General features: G+C 39.9%; 12 protein-coding genes. 3 read left to right on the forward strand and 9 right to left on the reverse strand.

The genetic code is table 11. The features are described 5' to 3' along the window. Nucleotides 1–100 precede the first annotated feature (100 nt). Nucleotides 101–697: a hypothetical protein gene (locus tag JNG87_RS07240; RefSeq protein ID WP_202842866.1), complete on the forward strand. Its 597-nt coding sequence runs from the start codon at nucleotides 101–103 to the stop codon at nucleotides 695–697. A 128-nt stretch (nucleotides 698–825) separates the two neighbouring features. Here the strand turns inward: JNG87_RS07240 and JNG87_RS07245 are convergent, their stop codons facing one another. From JNG87_RS07245 to JNG87_RS07270, 6 genes are read right to left on the reverse strand one after another with little or no spacing between them, the layout of a single operon-like run. Then, nucleotides 826–2859, reverse strand: a complete 2034-nt coding sequence (locus tag JNG87_RS07245) for an alpha-glucuronidase (protein WP_202842868.1) — start codon at nucleotides 2857–2859, stop codon at nucleotides 826–828. Between the two features lie 27 nt (nucleotides 2860–2886). Further along, on the reverse strand, nucleotides 2887–3861 hold the full coding sequence (locus JNG87_RS07250; protein ID WP_202842870.1) for a glycoside hydrolase family 43 protein: 975 nt from the start codon (nucleotides 3859–3861) through the stop codon (nucleotides 2887–2889). A gap of 21 nt (nucleotides 3862–3882) precedes the next feature. After that, entirely contained in the window at nucleotides 3883–4992 is a 1110-nt protein-coding gene (locus JNG87_RS07255) for an endo-1,4-beta-xylanase (RefSeq protein ID WP_202842872.1), read from the reverse strand. Nucleotides 4993–5002: 10 nt separating this feature from the next. Further along, complete coding sequence (locus tag JNG87_RS07260; protein WP_202842874.1) at nucleotides 5003–6448, reverse strand: MFS transporter; 1446 nt, start codon at nucleotides 6446–6448, stop codon at nucleotides 5003–5005. Nucleotides 6449–6475: 27 nt separating this feature from the next. Continuing rightward, nucleotides 6476–8380, reverse strand: a complete 1905-nt coding sequence (locus JNG87_RS07265; RefSeq protein WP_202842876.1) for a sialate O-acetylesterase — start codon at nucleotides 8378–8380, stop codon at nucleotides 6476–6478. Between the two features lie 32 nt (nucleotides 8381–8412). Continuing rightward, entirely contained in the window at nucleotides 8413–10788 is a 2376-nt protein-coding gene (locus tag JNG87_RS07270) for a glycoside hydrolase family 127 protein (protein WP_202842879.1), read from the reverse strand. A 514-nt stretch (nucleotides 10789–11302) separates the two neighbouring features. Here JNG87_RS07270 and JNG87_RS07275 point away from each other — a divergent pair. Both JNG87_RS07275 and JNG87_RS07280 read left to right on the forward strand, forming a co-directional pair. After that, complete coding sequence (locus JNG87_RS07275; RefSeq protein ID WP_202842881.1) at nucleotides 11303–11989, forward strand: NUDIX hydrolase; 687 nt, start codon at nucleotides 11303–11305, stop codon at nucleotides 11987–11989. A gap of 650 nt (nucleotides 11990–12639) precedes the next feature. After that, nucleotides 12640–14361, forward strand: coding sequence for an RICIN domain-containing protein (locus JNG87_RS07280; RefSeq protein WP_202842884.1), 1722 nt, complete (start codon nucleotides 12640–12642; stop codon nucleotides 14359–14361). Between the two features lie 151 nt (nucleotides 14362–14512). Here the strand turns inward: JNG87_RS07280 and JNG87_RS07285 are convergent, their stop codons facing one another. Genes JNG87_RS07285 through araA form a run of 3 tightly spaced genes read right to left on the reverse strand, consistent with a single transcriptional unit; the run spans nucleotide 14513 to nucleotide 18925 of the window. Next, nucleotides 14513–16240 (reverse strand): sodium:solute symporter family transporter, encoded by a 1728-nt coding sequence (locus JNG87_RS07285; protein WP_202842886.1) that lies wholly within the window; start codon nucleotides 16238–16240, stop codon nucleotides 14513–14515. A gap of 3 nt (nucleotides 16241–16243) precedes the next feature. Beyond that, nucleotides 16244–17401 (reverse strand): aldose epimerase family protein, encoded by a 1158-nt coding sequence (locus tag JNG87_RS07290; protein ID WP_202842888.1) that lies wholly within the window; start codon nucleotides 17399–17401, stop codon nucleotides 16244–16246. A gap of 27 nt (nucleotides 17402–17428) precedes the next feature. Then, on the reverse strand, nucleotides 17429–18925 hold the full coding sequence (araA, locus tag JNG87_RS07295) for an L-arabinose isomerase (protein ID WP_202842891.1): 1497 nt from the start codon (nucleotides 18923–18925) through the stop codon (nucleotides 17429–17431). Nucleotides 18926–18930 lie beyond the last annotated feature (5 nt).

The following is an 18930-nucleotide window of genomic DNA, read 5'->3' on the forward strand; positions in this document are numbered from 1 at the left end:
TAAACAAGGTTAATATAGTACATTAATATGAAAATTTAATTATAGCCTGAGAATTATTGCTGCCATAGCTTTGCAGTATTAATCCTAAAAGCCTTAACCCATGAGCACATTATTAAAAGCCGTATTTTTTGCAGGAGCCTTATTGTTTTCAGCAAATGTAATGAGTAAGGACAGAGATTTTTCCCTTTCCTTTGGAAACGTACAAGACAAAACCTTGAATTTTGAGCTTTCAAATGCTAAAAGTGTTTCTGTTTTTGTCTATAACACTGCACATGACGAACTATTTTCCGAAAATCTTGCAGATGGAGATCATGTGATCAAGACTTATGACTTCCAGAGCTTTACACCGGGGACGTATTATCTGGTAGCAGAATCAGAAGCAAAGATCGAAAAATACAAGATTAAAATCAATGCTGATAATGTAATGGAGGTGGAAAAAACACCTGTAAGCGCTGTGCATAAGCCTGAATATACAATTTCCGGGCATATGGCCAAACTTCACATGTCTGATGTAAAAGGACCGGTAAGCATTTCAGTATATGACCTTTCCAATACAACATATTATACTTCGAATAAAAAATATGCTGACGGCAAGGTGGATATCACTTTTGATCTTGATCCTAAAACAGCAGATCAGTATATCATCCAGGTTGAAGAAAACGGAAATGTTTTTAATAAGATAATTTCTCTCCGATAAAACGGAATATACAGATAGATTGATCTATCGATCATTCCAATTATTTTGGATTAAAATTTTACTTACAGTTTATTGTTTTGAGGCAGCTCCATTTCCTAACAGAAAAAGAGCTGCCTCATTTTTTAATTTTAATTGTGATGACCCATGTTCAGTTTAATCTTTTTCAGATCTTCCAGTTCGTGAACAGGCCGTTCTATATCATAAGGTATAGGTTTTTTGGAAAAAGTCTGGAAATACAGCAGGCAGGCATCTTTCCACCACACCGCATCCTTAGATTGAATTTTAAGCTTTGACTGAACATCAGCAAACCTTTGTTTATCAATATAAGGTTCCATTCTATTCCAGACTTTCTGATAGTCCCTTACCTTCTTCACCCCGGAATCATAGGTATAACACAGCTCATCCCACAAAGATTTTCCGTCTTTCATTGTATAATCCCATGGAACATGATGAAACCACAGGATAAGATTTTCCGGGCAGGTTGAGATGTTTCCATATCTTTCATTAAGCGGTGGAAAATACTGTGAAACCGCATTGCTTCCTGTTTTTGTTCTGTTAAAACCTACCCCTTTAGCATCAGCCTGATGGTAATAGACAGGGGACCAGTCTGGTCTTCCGCCTTTATAATCTCCCCATGGTTCAGGGCCGTAGTGATGACCTCCCGCAAAGATATGGTGTAATCCTAATGGCATCATATAATCCACGGCAGTTTCTCTGGAAGAAAGCATGATCTCCTTTACCGGATTCAGAAAGTTTTGATCGTCTGTGAAGGTCATTTTAATCCATTCATCTGCAATCTGCTCTGAGGTCACCTGATGGTTCCATGCTAATCTCCCGAATGCATACCAGTTGGCCTGAGCAAAATGATGTCCCGTCCAGTTCGTATCTTCCCCGATATTGGCAACGGCTGAAATGGCTGTCAATTTTGCGGGTCTTAAAGTACCGTCTGTTATTTTAGCAATCGTAGAGCCTTGGCCGTCAGAATAAGTATCGCTGTCCAGAGTTTCCTTGAATAATGGAGCCAGGAAAACGAGATGGTTTGAAAAGCCCAGATATTCCTGGGTGATCTGAAATTCTACCATTTCAGAAGTTTTTCTTAAAGCTCCGAAGAGTGGATTGAACGCTTCGCGAGGCTGGAAATCAATCGGTCCGTTTTTGATCTGAATAATTACATTATCCCTGAATTTACCATCCAGAGGAACAAATTCAAGATAAGCCTGTTTGGCTCTGTCGTCTTTGCTTGGACTGTAAACAAAGGCTCTCCACATCACGATCCCGTTGTAAGGTTTCAGGGCATCAGCCATCATATTGGCTCCATCTGCATGGGTTCTTCCGTAATCCTGAGGGCCCGGCTGCCCTTCGGAATTGGCTTTCACCAAAAATCCGCCAAAATCGGGAATTAACTTGTAAATTTCAGCCGCTTTATCCTTCCACCATTTTTTTACGTCTTTATTCAACGGATCTGAATTTTGTAATCCGCCCAGCACTTTAGGTGAAGAAAAATTCACGGAAAGATATACCTTGATGCCGTAAGGTCTGAAAATATCAGCCAAAACCCTTACTTTTTTAAGATAATCTTCCCTAAGCATATTGGGCGATGCATTCACATTATTCAAAACAACGGAATTGATTCCTACAGAAGCATTGGCTCTTGCATATTCTTCATAACGCGGCGAAACTTTCCCGGGTAAATCTTCCCATTTCCAGAGTGATCTTCCGGCATAGCCTCTTTCAATACTTCCATCCAGATTATCCCAATGATCCAGAACCCTTACATCGTATGAGGGCTTTTCTATCGTATTTAAATGAGACAGGTCGGCTTTTGTCTGCTGTAATCTTAAAATATGATAGACTCCATACAACAGTCCTATTTCTTTACCCGCAGAAATAACAATTTTTTCAGGCGTGGAAACAATCCTGTAACCGTCTTTCAGGTTTTTCTCTTTGTTTTCGGTACGAAGTTCCACCGTCTGTCCCTGCCAGTGGCTGCCCAGCTCTTTTCTGGCAATATTCAGGGTTGGACTGCTGCCTTTGGAAATAATTTGATCTGCCGATATTCCGTTTTTTGCAGGAAACCGAAGCCAGAGCTGACTTCCGTCCTCCGCGAAAACCAGCAAAGGAAATATCAGAAAAAATAGAATGTTGAGTCTCAGATATCGCATTGAAAAATTTTAAATTATTAAAGATGGCTATGACTGATCTTCCAGACCTTCAATCGTTTTGATTTTGCCTTCGTTATCGTATTCCAGTTCAATCACTTTCATACTTCTCAGCCATGTTTTACCACCACTTGGTACAGAATCATGGAAAAACAGATACCATTTTCCTTTGAACTCCACGATGCTGTGATGGGTAGTCCATCCTACCACCGGAGTAAGAATTTCACCCTGAAAAGTAAACGGACCGTAAGGATTATCCCCGGTTGCATAGCAAATCAGGTGGGTGTCCCCTGTAGAATAAGAAAAATAATATTTGCCATTGTACTGATGCATCCATGAAGCTTCAAAAAAGCGGTGCTTATCTCCATGAAGCAGCGGTTTTCCGTTTTCATCGATGATGATAACATCTTTAGGTGCTTCGGCAAACTCAAGCATATTATCGCTCAGCAGAGCCACTTTTGAATGGATTGCGGGTTCATCATTTTCTGGAATTATAGCAGATTCAAGTGCCTTATTATCTCTGTAACGCTGTAATTGTCCGCCCCAGATCCCTCCGAAGTACATATAATATTTACCTTTATCTTCAAAAATGCAGGGATCGATGCTGTAACTTCCCATCATCGGATGTTTTTCAGGAATGAAAGGCCCGTAAGGTTTATCACTCACTGCAACACCGATTCTGAAGATATCATTCTGATCTTTAAGAGGAAAGTACATATAATATTTGCCGTCTTTAAAGGCCACATCGCAATCCCAAAGCTGTCTCCCCGCCCATGGGATATCTTTTACCGAAAGGACTACACCATGATCTTTAATTTCTCCGCTGTCCACATCATCCATTGAGAAAACATGGTAATCATTCATATCGAAGTGATCCCCGTTATCGTTTTCTTCAATTCCGCTTTCGCGGTCGTGAGAAGGATAGATATAGATTTTATCTTCAAAAACATGAACGGAAGGATCTGCCATATAATCTTCCGGGAATAAATATTTTGATTTTTTCATTAAGTAAAAATTCTATTGATTTTAATTTTTCTCTGCCAATTTTATTATTTTTTGTACCACAGGTTTCTCCTGGTCTTTCCTGTTAAACAGCAACGGGTAATCTGTTCTTCCTTTTACCGGAAAATCGTTTTTCCAGGACTGCTTATCGGTAACTCCCCATAAGGTCACCCTTCTTATTTTATCTTTATGTTGCAAGAACAAGCCAAAGAAATCAAGGTAACGTTTTTCCCATTTCATTTCTACTTCTTTGGGAAGTCCTTTGGTGTAGGGATTCATTTCTTTCTGATAGGCAACAGTGTCCGAAACATTGGCAGAGCTTCCCCATGGAGAAGGCAGTGCACTGATTTCAAGTTCTGTAATATTGACTTTAACTCCTGCATTGGAATAGGCCAGAATTGCTTTCCCGTATTCATCTATGGAAGGGTTATCCATCCCGACATGGGCCTGCATTCCTACTCCATCAATACGGATTCCTCTTGATTTAAGTTTCTCAACCATTGCAATGACTGTTTTTACCTTTTCAGGATACCATTCATTATAATCGTTGTAATATAATTCTGCATTGGGATCAGCTTCCTGTGCATACTGAAATGCCAAAGGAATAAAATCTTCACCCAGGATTTCGTAAAACTTACTTTTCCTGTAGGTTCCGTCTTCAAGAATGGCTTCATTCACCACATCCCATCCTTTTACTTTCCCTTTGTAACGGGAAACTACGGTTGTAATGTGGTTTTTCATGCGCTGTTTCAATACTTCAGGAGAAACATCCTTTGCATTTTTATCTGTAAAAAACCATTTTGGAAGCTGGGAATGCCAGATTAACGTATGCCCAATGATGAACATATTGTTTTTTATTCCGAAATCAACAAATTTATCGGCATCATCAAAGAAGAACTTTCCTTCCTGAGGCTGCAGGAACATCGATTTCATACAGTTTTCAGCAACAACAGAGCTGAATTGTTTTTTGATAATCGCTGCAGCTTTCTGATCTGCGCCGTCAATCTGGGGAAGGCTCATGGCAGTTCCGATATAGAATTTGTCCTGAAATGCTTTTTTTAAAGTACCATCGGATTTCTGCGCCGACAGCCCGGAAGCGGTAAGAGCCGCCAAACCAATTAAAATACGTTTCATAGTAATTTTTTTATTTTCTTCTTTCAGCCAGATCTTTTTCAATCTGAACTTCCATTTTTTTGTTGATTTTGTAAAATAAAAGCAGTCCGCAGGCAATGAAGAACGGAATGGACGGGAATATACTCACGAGCATCTTCGCTCCTGCTGCCACTGTTTCAGGCTGAATCACCTGTTCGGTCCCGTGTACTGAAATGTATCCGTATTTTCCAATGATCAAAGCTACCAGAGAGCTTCCGATGCTTAGACCTACTTTCAGTCCTACCATCATGGCAGAGAAAATAATAGCCGTTGCCCTGCGGTTGTTCTTCCATTCCGAATAATCGGCCACATCGGCAATCATCGCCCACAAAAGCGGCGTGCTGATTCCATAAAAGAATCCGTGTAAAATCTGTGACAGGAACATAATTCCAACTGCTTTCGGAGGATAAAATATAAAGAACAGGATAAACAATGTAGAAATGAATAATGAAGCGATAAAAGTATCTCTTTTTCCAAATCTGTCTGCCAGTTTTTTAGAGAAGGTAATGCCGACGATCATCATCACAATTCCTCCTGCATTAAATAGTCCGAACCCAGCAGACTTGGGATCTTCCCCAAAGAAATTCATTCCTGCAGAATTAAAGAATGCTGTAATGGGTGAGATAAAACTTTTGAGAGCATTTTCATCTACATAGTTGTTAAAATAATATACATAAGATCCACCTTTCATAGCCAGTGTGATAAATATAAATGCAGTCACAGTAAGCATAATAATCCAGGGTCTGTTCTGGAATAAATCTTTTAAATCCTCTTTCAGACTTGATTTCTGCTCCGGTTTGGGAATGATTCTTTCTTTGGTGGTAAAAAAGGTAATCAGTAACATGACGGATCCGATCACCGCCAGCCATGTCATAACGGTCTCGATCCCCTGTGCTTTATCTCCGTGTCCTACATATAGAATGATTGGCAACATAAATACCTGTACAAAGAACTGGGCAAACATCACCGCTACAAAACGGTACGAAGAAATACTGTTTCTTTCTCCCATATCCCCTGTAATCACACCGCTCAGAGCAGCATATGGTAAGTTATTGGAAGCATATAATAACAATAATAATGAATAGGTAACCGCAGCATAGATCATTTTACCCTGGTAGGAAAAGTGAGGCGTGCTGAAGGCCAAAAGTGCTGCAATACCAAGCGGTACAGCGGTAAATAAAATCCATGGACGGAATTTCCCCCATCGTGAGCTTGTACGGTCTGCCAGTGCTCCGATAAGCGGATTAAAGCCAAACCCGGCAATTAAACCTACAGTAAGGGTAATGACAGAAGCATCTTCTGCTTTGAGTCCGTAAATATCTGTATAAAAATAGGTCAGGTAGGTGACTAAGGTCTGAAAAACAAGGTTGGCTGCCAGATCTCCCAGGCTATACCCTACTTTTTCTATTACCGATATTTTTTGTGGTTGATGATCCATTGATTCTAATAAGGTTTCTATGTTAAATTAATTTTTTTCTGTTGTAAAAGGTGAAGCCGGAAGCCCGCTTTTATTTTTAAGATTGCCGTCTGGGTTGTCTGCCCAGTCGTAACGTACATTGACAGGACTGGTGACCTGATCATTCCAGACAACGACTTTATTACCTTTTGCTTCTGCTTTTGCCCATTGATAACGGCCGTCTTTCTGCTGTATGGCAAAACCTGTAAGGCTTCCCTGTACCAGATCATCTGTTCCGGTTTTAAAGGATAAAATAATGGTATTGCCTTCTGTTTTCATCGACTGATAAACAGGTCCGTCAGCTATGATTTTTTTGCCTTCCCCTACTTTCAGGGCCTGTAAAGCCAGCCTGTCACCCACTGTTTTTTTATTGAGCGGATGAATATCGTTCCATTCTCCCACATCAATCGTTACCGCAAGTCCTGAATAAGGAACATTCAGAGAAACCTGTCTCTGCTGTTCTCTCAGCTCAGCCCAGTTGCTTTCAATCGGTTCATCCTTTTTCTCCATAAAATTAGCCAGCTGTACAATGAAGAACGGCAAATCAGTCTTGTTCCATTTTGAACGCCAATCTAAAATCATTGTTGAAAGCAAATCTCCGTATTCTTTTGGTTTCCCGGTATTACTTTCACCCTGATACCAGATAAATCCTTTGATTTTATAATTGATCAGCGGATTAATCATGGCATTGTAAAGCCCTACCGGTTTCCAGCGGATAAATGTCTGTCCGGGAGCCATTTTTTCCATTTTTGTACCTATTTTATATTTCCACTCGCCTTTAAGGTCTGTTTTTTGACCGTCGATTTCCAGATAATATGGCTTATCAGCGATAAACTGTCCTTTTCCGCTGCCGTTGATGACTCTTACCGTGATGATGTTCTTTCCTTCTTTTAAAACACCTTTCGGAATGTCATACCATCTCGGCGGATATTCATAGGTTACATTTCCTACTTTGATCCCATTAATGTAAGTAATATCAGCATCTTTTATCCTTCCCAGATTGAGAAATGCTGTTTTCTGATCCACTCCTTTGGGCAGAATAATTTCTTTACGGAACCATACCGAACCGTCAAACGGAGCTTCCTGATCTTCCCATGATCCCGGTACCATCATGGTTTTCCACCCGGAATCATTCCCGTTATCTTTTTCCCAGTGTTGGTTGAAACCAATATCACTCTGATCCAGCTCTGCATACCAGGCTTTGCTTAATGATCTTTCCTGGGATTCTGTAGATTGTATCAGATCATCGTTTTTCCATTTTTCTGCTTCAGCCAGGTATTCCGGGTATTTTTTCAGTGATTTTTCATCCATCCAGGCCTGAACCGGAGAACCTCCCAGACTGGTATGAATGATTCCTACAGGAACTTTGTTTTTGTCATTCAGTTCTTTCGCAAAAAAATAAGCAACGCCTGAAAAATCAAGAATAGTCTGAGGATTGGTACTTTCCCACTTCCCTCCGTCAAGATCATTTTGCGGAGCTTTAAAATTATATTTCTGCGGAACCGTGAAGAATCTTATATTCTGATTATTGGCGTTTTTAATTTCATTTTCATACAAAGGTGTCAGCCTGCGCATCGGAAGTTCCATATTGGATTGTCCTGAGGCTACCCATACATCACCAATAAGAATATCTTTAAGGGTGATCTCATTAATCATCATGGTATATGGACCTCCGGCATTAAGCTTTGGAATCATAAGAGACCAGTTTCCCCTTTGGTCTGCTGTGGCATTATAGGTTTTATTGATAAACTTAATTGTAATTTTTTCTCCTGCATCTGCATATCCCCAGATTTTAAGATCCTGATTTCTCTGAAGGATCATTCCGTCTGAAACCAATGCGGGAAGCCTTACCTTTGCATGAAAACTGCAAATAGCTGCAAGAAAAAATAATAAATATAGAGTTCTGTTCTTCATGGAAAAAATCTGTTTTTAATGTTGGTTCAGCTTTATTTCTTTTCGTAATTTTCTGTCAGTAAACGGACTTCAATGACTTTAGCGGTCATGAGTTTTTCATCTGCAAGGAATTTTACACTAAGATTTTCTTTATTCTTTTCTGAATCCGGAATCGGAACAATCAGATATTGAGGTAAACTTCCGGACTTTCCTTCCAGATTTTGGGTAATGATTTTTTTATCGTTGATCTCAATATTCAGCGTACGGCTGGTATTCGCATCAAAGTACAGCAGGTAAAGGTATGAAGCATTTTTTCCGGTATTTTTAATCCGGTAACTGAACCAGCCTTTGGCATCACGGAAATGGCGGTCTTCCATATATCCTGTACCAGAGTCTTTGCTTTCTATAAAATGGTCTGATTCCGGCTGCTGTTCGCCCAATTGGATCTTATCTGCGGTGATCATATCCAGCTTTCTGGTTTCTGCTTCTTCTTTTGCCCTTTGCTTCAAAATATTTTCTATTCCGTTTTTATCAGCCTGAGGCCAGTATAAAATATATCTTTCTGCCTGAATACTGTAAAACGGCACAAGACTGAGCCCTTTCCCGAATTTTTCAGACGGATAAAGACCTGTAACGGTAAAGTTGAGCGGTTTATTGTTCGAAGGCTCAGCATGACTGACAACTTCTGAAGAATTTCCGAGGATAACAGGAATTTCGTTTAAAGGAATCTGCGGACCATGAGCAATATGGCCTCCTCTGCTATCGTCCGCAAGAAGTCCCTGTTGGTTTTCGGTCCCGTATTTTGCGGCAAGCACCACAGGGCCGTATTTAAATGCATAATAACTGGAGCGGTCAGGCAGCTGTTCTGCGGAAAGATGCATAGGTAAAATCATTTTCACGACATCACCTTTTTTCCATTTTTTAGTCAGCGTAAAATAACCGTCAGAACCTCGCTGTACTTTTTCCTGTTTTCCGTTGATCAGAATTTTTACTTCCGAAGGTGTAGTCCATTCGGGACATCTAAGTTTTACATCAAATTCTGATTTTCCTGCAGCATCAAAGATCAATGTTGTTTCAGGAACTTCCGGGAAGTTATTGACCTGGCGGAGCACTACTTTTTGCTGTTTCCATGTCAATGTGGAAGGGATAAATAAGTTCACATATAAATCCTTATCCGACCGGGCATAAATCATTTCTCCATATTTGGCATGGTTTTCCATTCCGGATCCTACACAGCACCAGAAGCTGGTCTGAGGCTGCGAATACACACGGTAATGTCCGGGACGCATTGGCGTAAAGTACACAAAGCCTCCCTGATCATGATTTTCTGTGGAAAGAATATGATTGTATAAAGCTTTTTCGTAATAATCTATATAATACGATTCGGGCTGCGTTGCATAAAGCTCTTTGGTCAGCTTCAGCATATTATAGGTATTGCAGGTTTCGGGACCTTCAATACTTTTGATCATGCTGCTGAAATCATTGACAGGGTTAAAGTGCTCACTAACACTGTTTCCGCCAATAACTGAAGATCTTTTCTCTGTAACGTTATGCCAGAAAAAATCAGCGGCATTACTCCAGGACGTATTATTCTCAAGATCGGCAATACGTTTATAGCCGATTACTTTTGGAATCTGTGTATTGGCATGCAGTCCTGTAAGTTTATCTTCTCCTGATAAAAGCGGTGTAAGAATAGCCTGATGGGAAAAACGGTGAGCCAGTTTCAGATACTTTTTATCATGAGTGATATCGTAAACATCTGCAAAAACTTCGTTGAGCCCTCCATGTTCACTGCGCAGCATATCCTGTATCTGTTCATCAGAAAGATCCGACACTTCATTCATCATCCAATCTGTAAGCTTTACAAGCATTGCCTTTGCTTTTTCATTTTTGGCATACCAATACGCATCGCGCAGCCCTGAGTAAAGTTTGTGAATATTATATAAAGGTACCCAGCGGTCGTTCAAACCGAAGCCTGAAGTGCGAATATTTCCCTGTTTTATTTCTTTCCAGATTCTTTTCCCGTTAGGAATCCCTGAAATGTATCCGGCCGGAGAGGTTTTCTGGCACCGTTCCAGTTCATTGATCATATAATCAATTCTCTGTTGTATCGCAGTATCTCCTGTAGAAGCATACATCAGGGATAATGCGGAAATATAATGTCCTCCTATGTGACCGTCCAGTCCTGTATTTTCCCAATTGGGATAATTATCTGCCCTGGGTTTCAACCCGGCTTCTTTAAGATAAGGAGCCAGCAGCCTGTCAGGTTCCATTGCCATGAGATATTGACGGTCTGCCATCATAGCTTTATTGAAAACACTCTCTGATAACTTTACAGTTTCCAAAGGGAAATAATGAATTTTCTTATTCATCTGCGCTGAGGCAAATGAAGCAAAACACAATAAAATAACCGAAAGTTTTGGGGTCATGGATAAATGTTAATTCAACATTTCTAAAATAACAGAAAGAATCTATATACGAAACATTTCCTGAGTCTGTTTGACTAATTTTTTCATTTAAAACTTTCAATAAAGCCCTGAAAACAACAAAAAACACACTACCTTATCATAAAAAATAAGATAATTAATTCACAGAAAAACAAAATCTTAAAACCATATGATTCCCTATGAAAATGAATTCAGAACATGTTTTGGCAAAAATTTCAAAGATATAGCAAATACCTTATCGTATTTTTAACGTTAAGTCCCTTTTCTTGACTATTATCAATCTTATTTTTAATTTTAACACAATTTTAACATTCAATTCATGTATTATTAACCTGATTTCTGTGATATTTTCCGGTTTTGATAACGGTTTTACCTCCCAAAATATCCTTTAGGAATAATTTTAATGAAATAAATCATTCAGATTAAAAAGTGTATGAATCACATTTATATAATATCATATTCATAAAAGCTTTACCTTTGTAGTAAAATATAAAAGATGACTGAGGATTACTCCCAATATCCCAAACACCTTGTTGCCGTTGACTGTATCATTTTCGGTTTTGACGGCGAAAATCTTAAAATACTTTTGGTAAAAAGAAATTTTGAACCTCAAATGGGCGAATGGTCGTTGATGGGTGGCTTCGTTGGCAGTGAGGAAACCTCTGATGAGGCGGCCAACAGAGTTCTGTGTACATTGACCGGTCTTGAAAATATTTATCTTGAACAGCTGAAATGTTATACGGAAATTAACCGTGAGCCGACAGCCAGAATCATGTCTATCTCCTATTATGCACTGATCAATATTGAGAAAAACATCCAGATCAATGAGCAGTACAGTGCAAAATGGGTGGAACTGCAGAAAGCTCCTGACCTTATTTTCGATCATAACGAAATGGTAAAGGATGCTGTAGCAAGATTAAGAAGAAGAGCTTCCACAGGACCTATAGGATTTGAGCTTCTTCCTGAAAAGTTCACAATGAAAGATCTTCAGAATCTTTATGAAGCTATTTTTAATGAAAAATTTGACAAGCGGAATTTTACCAGCAAGATCAACAGTATGGATATCCTTGTGAATACGAATAAAAAGGATATGACTTCATCCAGAAAAGGGTCTTTTCTTTACCGGTTCGATGAAAAAAAATACAATAAAAAAATCTCGCGGGGATTTATGTTTAAAATCTGATAGACCAACCTGTTTAATTTTGGAAAAAGTATTCCAGAAAATTAACAATTTAGAATGATAGAAAATTCAGCATACTCTTATTAAAATCTCACTTTTGTGAGATTTTTTTTGTGTTCCTGGCGGAAATTTCAAGCAAGCCAAACAGTTATTTGGTCTTTTTTCAGAATGATCGTAATAAAAATTTATGATAAGGTTTTTTCTTTTCTCCTACCACACAATGTATTATAATTATATGGTTTATAATCTTATTTATGATATGTAATTTTTTGTTAATTTTTAATAAAATATTGATTTATATTTAATATTATATGTATTTTTATACAAAACTAATAACCATATTTAACAACAACTCAAATTTTCACAAGCCCCGAACTTAACTTCGCGGGAACCAGAAAAAAGAGAGAAAAAGAATTTCCAATTGCAAACTGAATAGAAATGATTCCAGTATTCTACCTAAAACCGGTATTTAGGTAAGGAGATATGGAGACAAACAGGTTAAACGGTTTAGTAATCTGAAATCAATCCTTATTCAAATCCACCGTTAATAAAAATTAAGAAGTTTTACTTATCTGCGCAATACTCCTGCGCGGGATGGAGAATCAAAATATTAACGGCTAAAAAATAAGACCAAACTTTAAATATATCAAATTATGAAAACAAACAAAATGTGGCTTTTTCTGGCCTTTCTGTTAATCATTCTTTCCAGCTGTTCTACGATGGATGAAAAAAATTTACTAGAAGACCCTGACACCAACTTAAGTGTCGGCGCTAGCGCAAGAGCGTTGGCAGCAACACCAATGCTGCATGTCGGAGGCAGATACCTTAAAGATCCCTGTGACAATAATGTTGTCTTACATGGTGTCGCCATAACTCCCAGCCCCTGGTTCAATGGCTGTCAGTATGGGGCTAATTCCGGCTACTGTACCTGGGATAATTACAATGTACAGGGCGCACTGAACTATAATAAAGCTGTCATGAACAAGCTCACCAGTGCTGCTGATGGCTGGTATCTCAATTACATCCGCCTCCATATTGATCCGTATTGGACCAATGATCCCGGACCGGCTATCCCAGAGAACGATATCTCAAGATTCAATTATAACCGCCTGGTAACTTATACAGATCAGGTGATAATCCCGCTGATTAACCATGCCCGCAGCCTGGGAATGTATGTCATCCTACGTCCGCCAGGCGTATGTCCAAATCGTATTGCTGTGAACGATGCCTATCATAGCTATCTTAAAACCGTATGGACCTTTTTGTCGCAACATCCGGGGCTAAAGAACGCTGACAATGTGATGTTCGAATTAGCCAACGAACCTGTTGAGATTCTGGGCACAAATGGCACATGGGGATCGACAGGAAACGAGCACTTTGCAGCACTTAAAAACTTCTTCCAGCCATTGGTTAACATTATTCGCAACAATGGAGCCAATAATGTTTGCTGGATACCGGGTACAGGATGGCAATCCCATTATCAAGGCTATGTCAGTAACCAGATTACAGGTGGTAATATTGGTTATGCTGTTCATATCTATCCGGCTTACTGGGGCGGTCTCAGCAACTATCAAGCCTTTCAGAACGCATGGAATATCAATGTTAAACCAATCGCAGACATTGCACCAATTGCCATTACCGAGACCGACTGGGCCCCGCAGGGCTATGGTACCTTCGGCATCGGTACAACAGGTACCGCAGGCGGAAGCGGATTTGGCGCCAATTTAAAATATATCGTGGATCAGTCAGGCAATGTAAGCTGGAATGTTCTTGCCCCGGATAACCTCCTCCACAAAGGCGATCCTAATGCAGGAACAGCCTACAACAACGATTGGGAAGCCTGCGCCGCACCAGTTAAACAGTGGTTCCAGCAATATGCATCCTCCAATTATCCTGTTGGAAACTGTAATACAACCAGCAACCTAGTTAATAATGGTATTTACGAGATCGAGTTTCAGACCGATGCCAATAAAGTAGTTGATCTAAAATCCGGAGAGGATGCCAATGGCGCAGTGTTAAGACCATGGACAAGGAATGGTGCTGCTGCACAACGCTGGGTTGCAATTGACGCCGGCAATGGTTACTGGCGTTTTGTATCCAAAGCGAGTGCAACCAATCGCTGCATTGACTTAGCCAGTAACAGCAATACACTGGGAACCTCGATCAGGCTTTGGCAGAACTATGGTAATGATGCACAAGCCTGGCAGGTAGTTGCTGTCTCCAATGGTTATTATAAAATCCTGTCCAAGGTGGACCCTACACGTGGCTGGGATATTCCCAACTGTACCATGGATGGCAATTCAAACTTACACCTTTGGGATTATTACGGTACTTCATGTCAATTGTTCAAGTTTAAATATATTGGAATGAACTGATATCAATAAAAAAACAGGGTGCTTTTTAAGCATCCTGTTTTTTTATTGTATGTGAAAAGTCAATTTTGCTTCGCAGTCAATGGTGAATTTCTAAAATTGACAAGTGAAACGAATTCACTATTGACTATTCACTTATAACATATTTCTACGTTTACCAAAATCTTACATACAAGGCGGTCAGTAAAAGCAGCGTCATCACAATCAAAACTAATGTCCTGTTGTCTACTTTAAACATTGCTACATCAATGGCAAAGGCTTTAGGGTTTACTTTTGGACCTGCAAGACTGATCAGGATCATGGCAATTATGGTGATAAAAAACGACCATCCCATATTGATCAGGAAAGGAATTTCGGTAATGGTATGAACCACCCCATTTTCCAGCTTTTCATAAGTGAATGCTGTGTACATCCACGTCTCTTTCCCGAAAATTTCAACGGCAAAACTGTTGAAGAAAATAGCCAGGACAAATCCTAAAATCACCCCTACCAAAGCAGCTATGCCAGTCGTTCTTTTCCAGAACATCCCCAGAAGGAACATGGCAAAAACTCCCGGACTGATAAAGCCTGTATATTTCTGGATAAATGTGAAACCTCCTTCACCACCAATTCCTAAAACATCTGTCCAGGTAAAGGCCAGTGCTGCCATCATGGCGATAATAATTACCCAGCGGCCTGTTCTCACCATCTGAATTTCGGTGGCATCTGTTTTAAGGTATTTTTTATAGATATCCAACGTAAAAATGGTTGAAATACTGTTTACTTTTCCTGCCAGTGAAGCTACAATCGCTGCCGTCAAAGCGGCAATAGCCAATCCTTTCAATCCTACTGGTAAGAATCCCAATATTGCAGAATATGCCCCATCTTTCACTCCGTTGAATCCAGGAAGGTGTCCTTTGGAATATAAAACATAAGCAGCAATTCCCGGAAGCATTACGATTACAGGCATGAATAATTTCAGAAAACCTGCAAACAGAATTCCTGTTCTGGCTGTTTTCAGATCTGCTCCCAAAGCTCTTTGGGTGATGTACTGATTACAGCCCCAATAGTTCAGGTTAACAATCCACTGACCGGCAAAATACATGGCCAGACCCGGTAACACCACATATTTCTGTACCTCAAGGTTCTGAGGCATTGCCAAAGTAGTAGTCGTAGTTGTTGGTTTTTGAAGAATCAGCTTAAAGTGCTGCGGAGCCTCATTGATCAGGGTATTGAATCCTGCCAGCGCATTTCCTACAGCGGCTCCGTTGATTCTCTGATCCACGATCTGCAACGCCATATACACCGTTGCAAAACCTCCGATAATAAGGACAGCCACCTGTATAACGTCTGTATATCCAATTACTTTCATTCCTCCGAGACCAATCAGAAGGGCCATAAGCAAAAGAGCGATCATAATACCGTGAAGATGTTCTCCTCCTAATAAAGTATCAATGGCAAGAGCTCCAAGGTAAAGAATGGAAGTAAGATTCACGATAACATACAGAAACAGCCAGAATACTGCCATGATGAGTGAAACAGATTTGTTATACCTTCTTTCCAGAAACTGGGGCATGGTATAAATCTTATTTTTAAGATAGATCGGAATAAACCAGACTGCGATAATGATCAGTGCAACGGCAGCAATCCATTCGTAAGCGGCAACAGCGATTCCGACAAAGAAACCTTCACCGCTCATTCCAATAAACTGCTCAGCGGAAATATTGGAGGCAATTAAGCTGGCTCCGATCGCCCACCATGTCAAAGATCCTTCCGCAAGGAAATAATCCTTACTTCCTGTAGATTCGGATTTTTTCTTTTTATAGATCCATAATCCGTAAGAAGCTACCACTACAAAATAGATCAGGAATATGATGATATCAATAGTTGCTAATTTTCCCATAGTTTACTTTTTTACGGAGAATTTATAGATGGTTTTCGAGTGGTATTTCTGTCCGGGCTTCAATTCTGTAGAAGGAAAAGAAGGCTGGTTCGGTGAATCCGGGAAGTGCTGTGTTTCTAAGCAGAACCCTGTTCTGAATTCATTTTTACCACCGGTTTTGGTATCAAACTTTCCGTCAAGAAAATTTCCGGAATAAAACTGCACACCGGGTTCATCTGTGAAGACTTCCATTAATCTTCCTGTTCCCTGGTGATACACTTTTGCGATACTTCTCAAACCTTTTCCATTCAAAATCCAGTTATGGTCATATCCTTTTCCTTTTTTCAGCTGATCATCATCTGCACTGATATCTTTTCCGATAGACTTTGAAACCGTAAAATCAAAAGGAGTTCCTTTTACTGCTTTCTGTTCACCGGTAGGAATCAAGGTTTCATTCACCGGAAGAAAATGATCTGCATTAATCTGCAGTTCATGATCGGTAATCGTTTTAGTAAAATTTCCTGACAGGTTAAAATAGGAATGCTGGGTAAGATTCACTACAGTAGGCTTATCTGTTTCAGCTTCATACGAAATTTCCAATGCATTGTCGTCTGTAAGCGTGTAAAAAACGGTTGTTGTTAATTTCCCCGGATATCCTTCTTCACCATCTGCACTGGTATAAGATAATTTCAATGTCGGAAATTTTGCATCTTTTACGACTTCAATATTCCAGAATCTGGTGTGAAACCCTTCTTTTCCTCCGTGAAGGCTGTTAGGGCCATCATTTTTGTTGATTTCATAGGTTTTGCCATCGAGTGTAAATTGGGCATTGGCAATTCTGTTGCCGTATCTTCCGATCAAAGCACCGAAATAATAAGGGTTTCCATCGAAATATCCTTCAGGTTTTGTAAAACCCAGAACCACGTCTTCATATTTCCCGTTCTTATCAGGAGCAGTTAAAGAAGTGATAATCCCGCCGAAGTTGATGACTTCAACTTTCATCCCGTTTTTATTGCTTAATGTGTATTTTTTAATAGAATCGCCTTTGGGCGTCACTCCATAGTCTGAAGTTTGAACATTCTCCATTTTTCCTGAAATATCCTGTTTGTTATTTTCTTTTCTGCAGCCGAAAATAATTAAAAATAATAAAATAAAAATGCCGTTATATGTTGTTTTTTTCATAATTATTTACATATTTTTTACAATTAATTAACGATAATACATTTCATTCCAACGAAGTGTATTTTTAAAATCACGCATTCTGGTATCTTCATCAATGACTAATGATTCAATTCCTGCTATTTCAGCAAAATCTTCCAGCTGTTCTGCCGAAATATTTTCACTGTAACATGTATGGTGTGCCCCTCCTGCCAATATCCAGGCTTCTGCGGCTGTGTATAAATCAGGAAGAGGTTTCCATAAGACTCTTGCTACCGGAAGTTCTGGCAGCTCTTCTGTAATTTCCAATGCTCTGGTTTTGTTGATCAGCAGCCTGAAATGGTTTCCAAAGTCCATCAGGGCAGCGTTCAGGGAATCAATATTTCCTCGGGAATTAAAAACAAGACGAACCGGATCTGCTTTTCCTCCGATTCCCAGCGGATGTATCTCACATGAAGGTTTCCCGGCGGCCAGCACAGGATCTACTTCCAGCATATGGGAGCCTAAAATAGAAGGATTGGAAGGGTCTAAATGATAGGTATAATCTTCCATAAAGGCATTCCCACCTTCAAGACCCTGTCCCATTGTTTTCATGGCACGTACGAGCGCTGCGGTTTTCCAGTCTCCTTCGCCTGCAAATCCGTATCCTTTCTGCATCAGGCGCTGTACGGCAATTCCAGGCAGCTGTTCCAGCCCGTGAAGGTCTTCAAAAGTATCAGAGAATCCTTTAAATCCACCGTCTTTTAAAAACTTCTCAAGGCCCAATTCAATTTTTGCAGCGGTGTGCAGCGAACTTCTGTTGGCTCCTCCTTCCAAAAGAGATGCAGCCATGTGATAAGAAGATTCATATTCTTCCATCAGGCTTTTTATTTCTCCTTCGCTTACTGAATTGATAACTCCGACAAGATCACCAATTCCCCAGGTATTGACTGAAAAACCGAACCGGGTTTCAGCTTCCACTTTATCTCCATCTGTAACAGCTACAAATCGCATATTATCTCCGAAACGTGCAAATTTAGCTCCCTGCCAGTCGTCCCAGCCTGCAGCAACGCGGCTCCAGTCACCGATCTGCTTCTGAACTCTTTCTTCTGACCAGTGCCCTACCACTACTTTTCTGTTTTTTCTGAGTCTGCTCACCATAAAACCAAATTCACGGTCTCCGTGAGCAGCCTGGTTAAGATTCATAAAATCCATATCCATGGTAGACCACGGAATATCTCTGTTGAATTGGGTATGCAGATGCAGAAGAGGCTTCTGTAAAATTTTTAGCCCTCTGATCCACATTTTAGCGGGTGAAAAAGTATGCATCCACGTAATTACTCCTATACAGTTTTCTGCATGATTGGCTGCTGCAATGGTTTCAAATATCTCTTCGGTAGTTTTTACCGTTGGCTTTACAATAACTTTTACCGGGATGAAAGAAGATTTTTCAAGTTCTGCCACAATTTTCTGTGAGTGTTCTGCTACCTGTGCCAGTGTTTCTGGTCCGTATAAATGCTGACTTCCTGTGATGAACCAGACTTCTTTGGTATTGAGAGGTGTTAACATAGTTT

The sequence above is a fragment of the Chryseobacterium cucumeris genome (assembly GCF_016775705.1).
Taxonomy (GTDB): Bacteria; Bacteroidota; Bacteroidia; order Flavobacteriales; family Weeksellaceae; genus Chryseobacterium; species Chryseobacterium cupriresistens.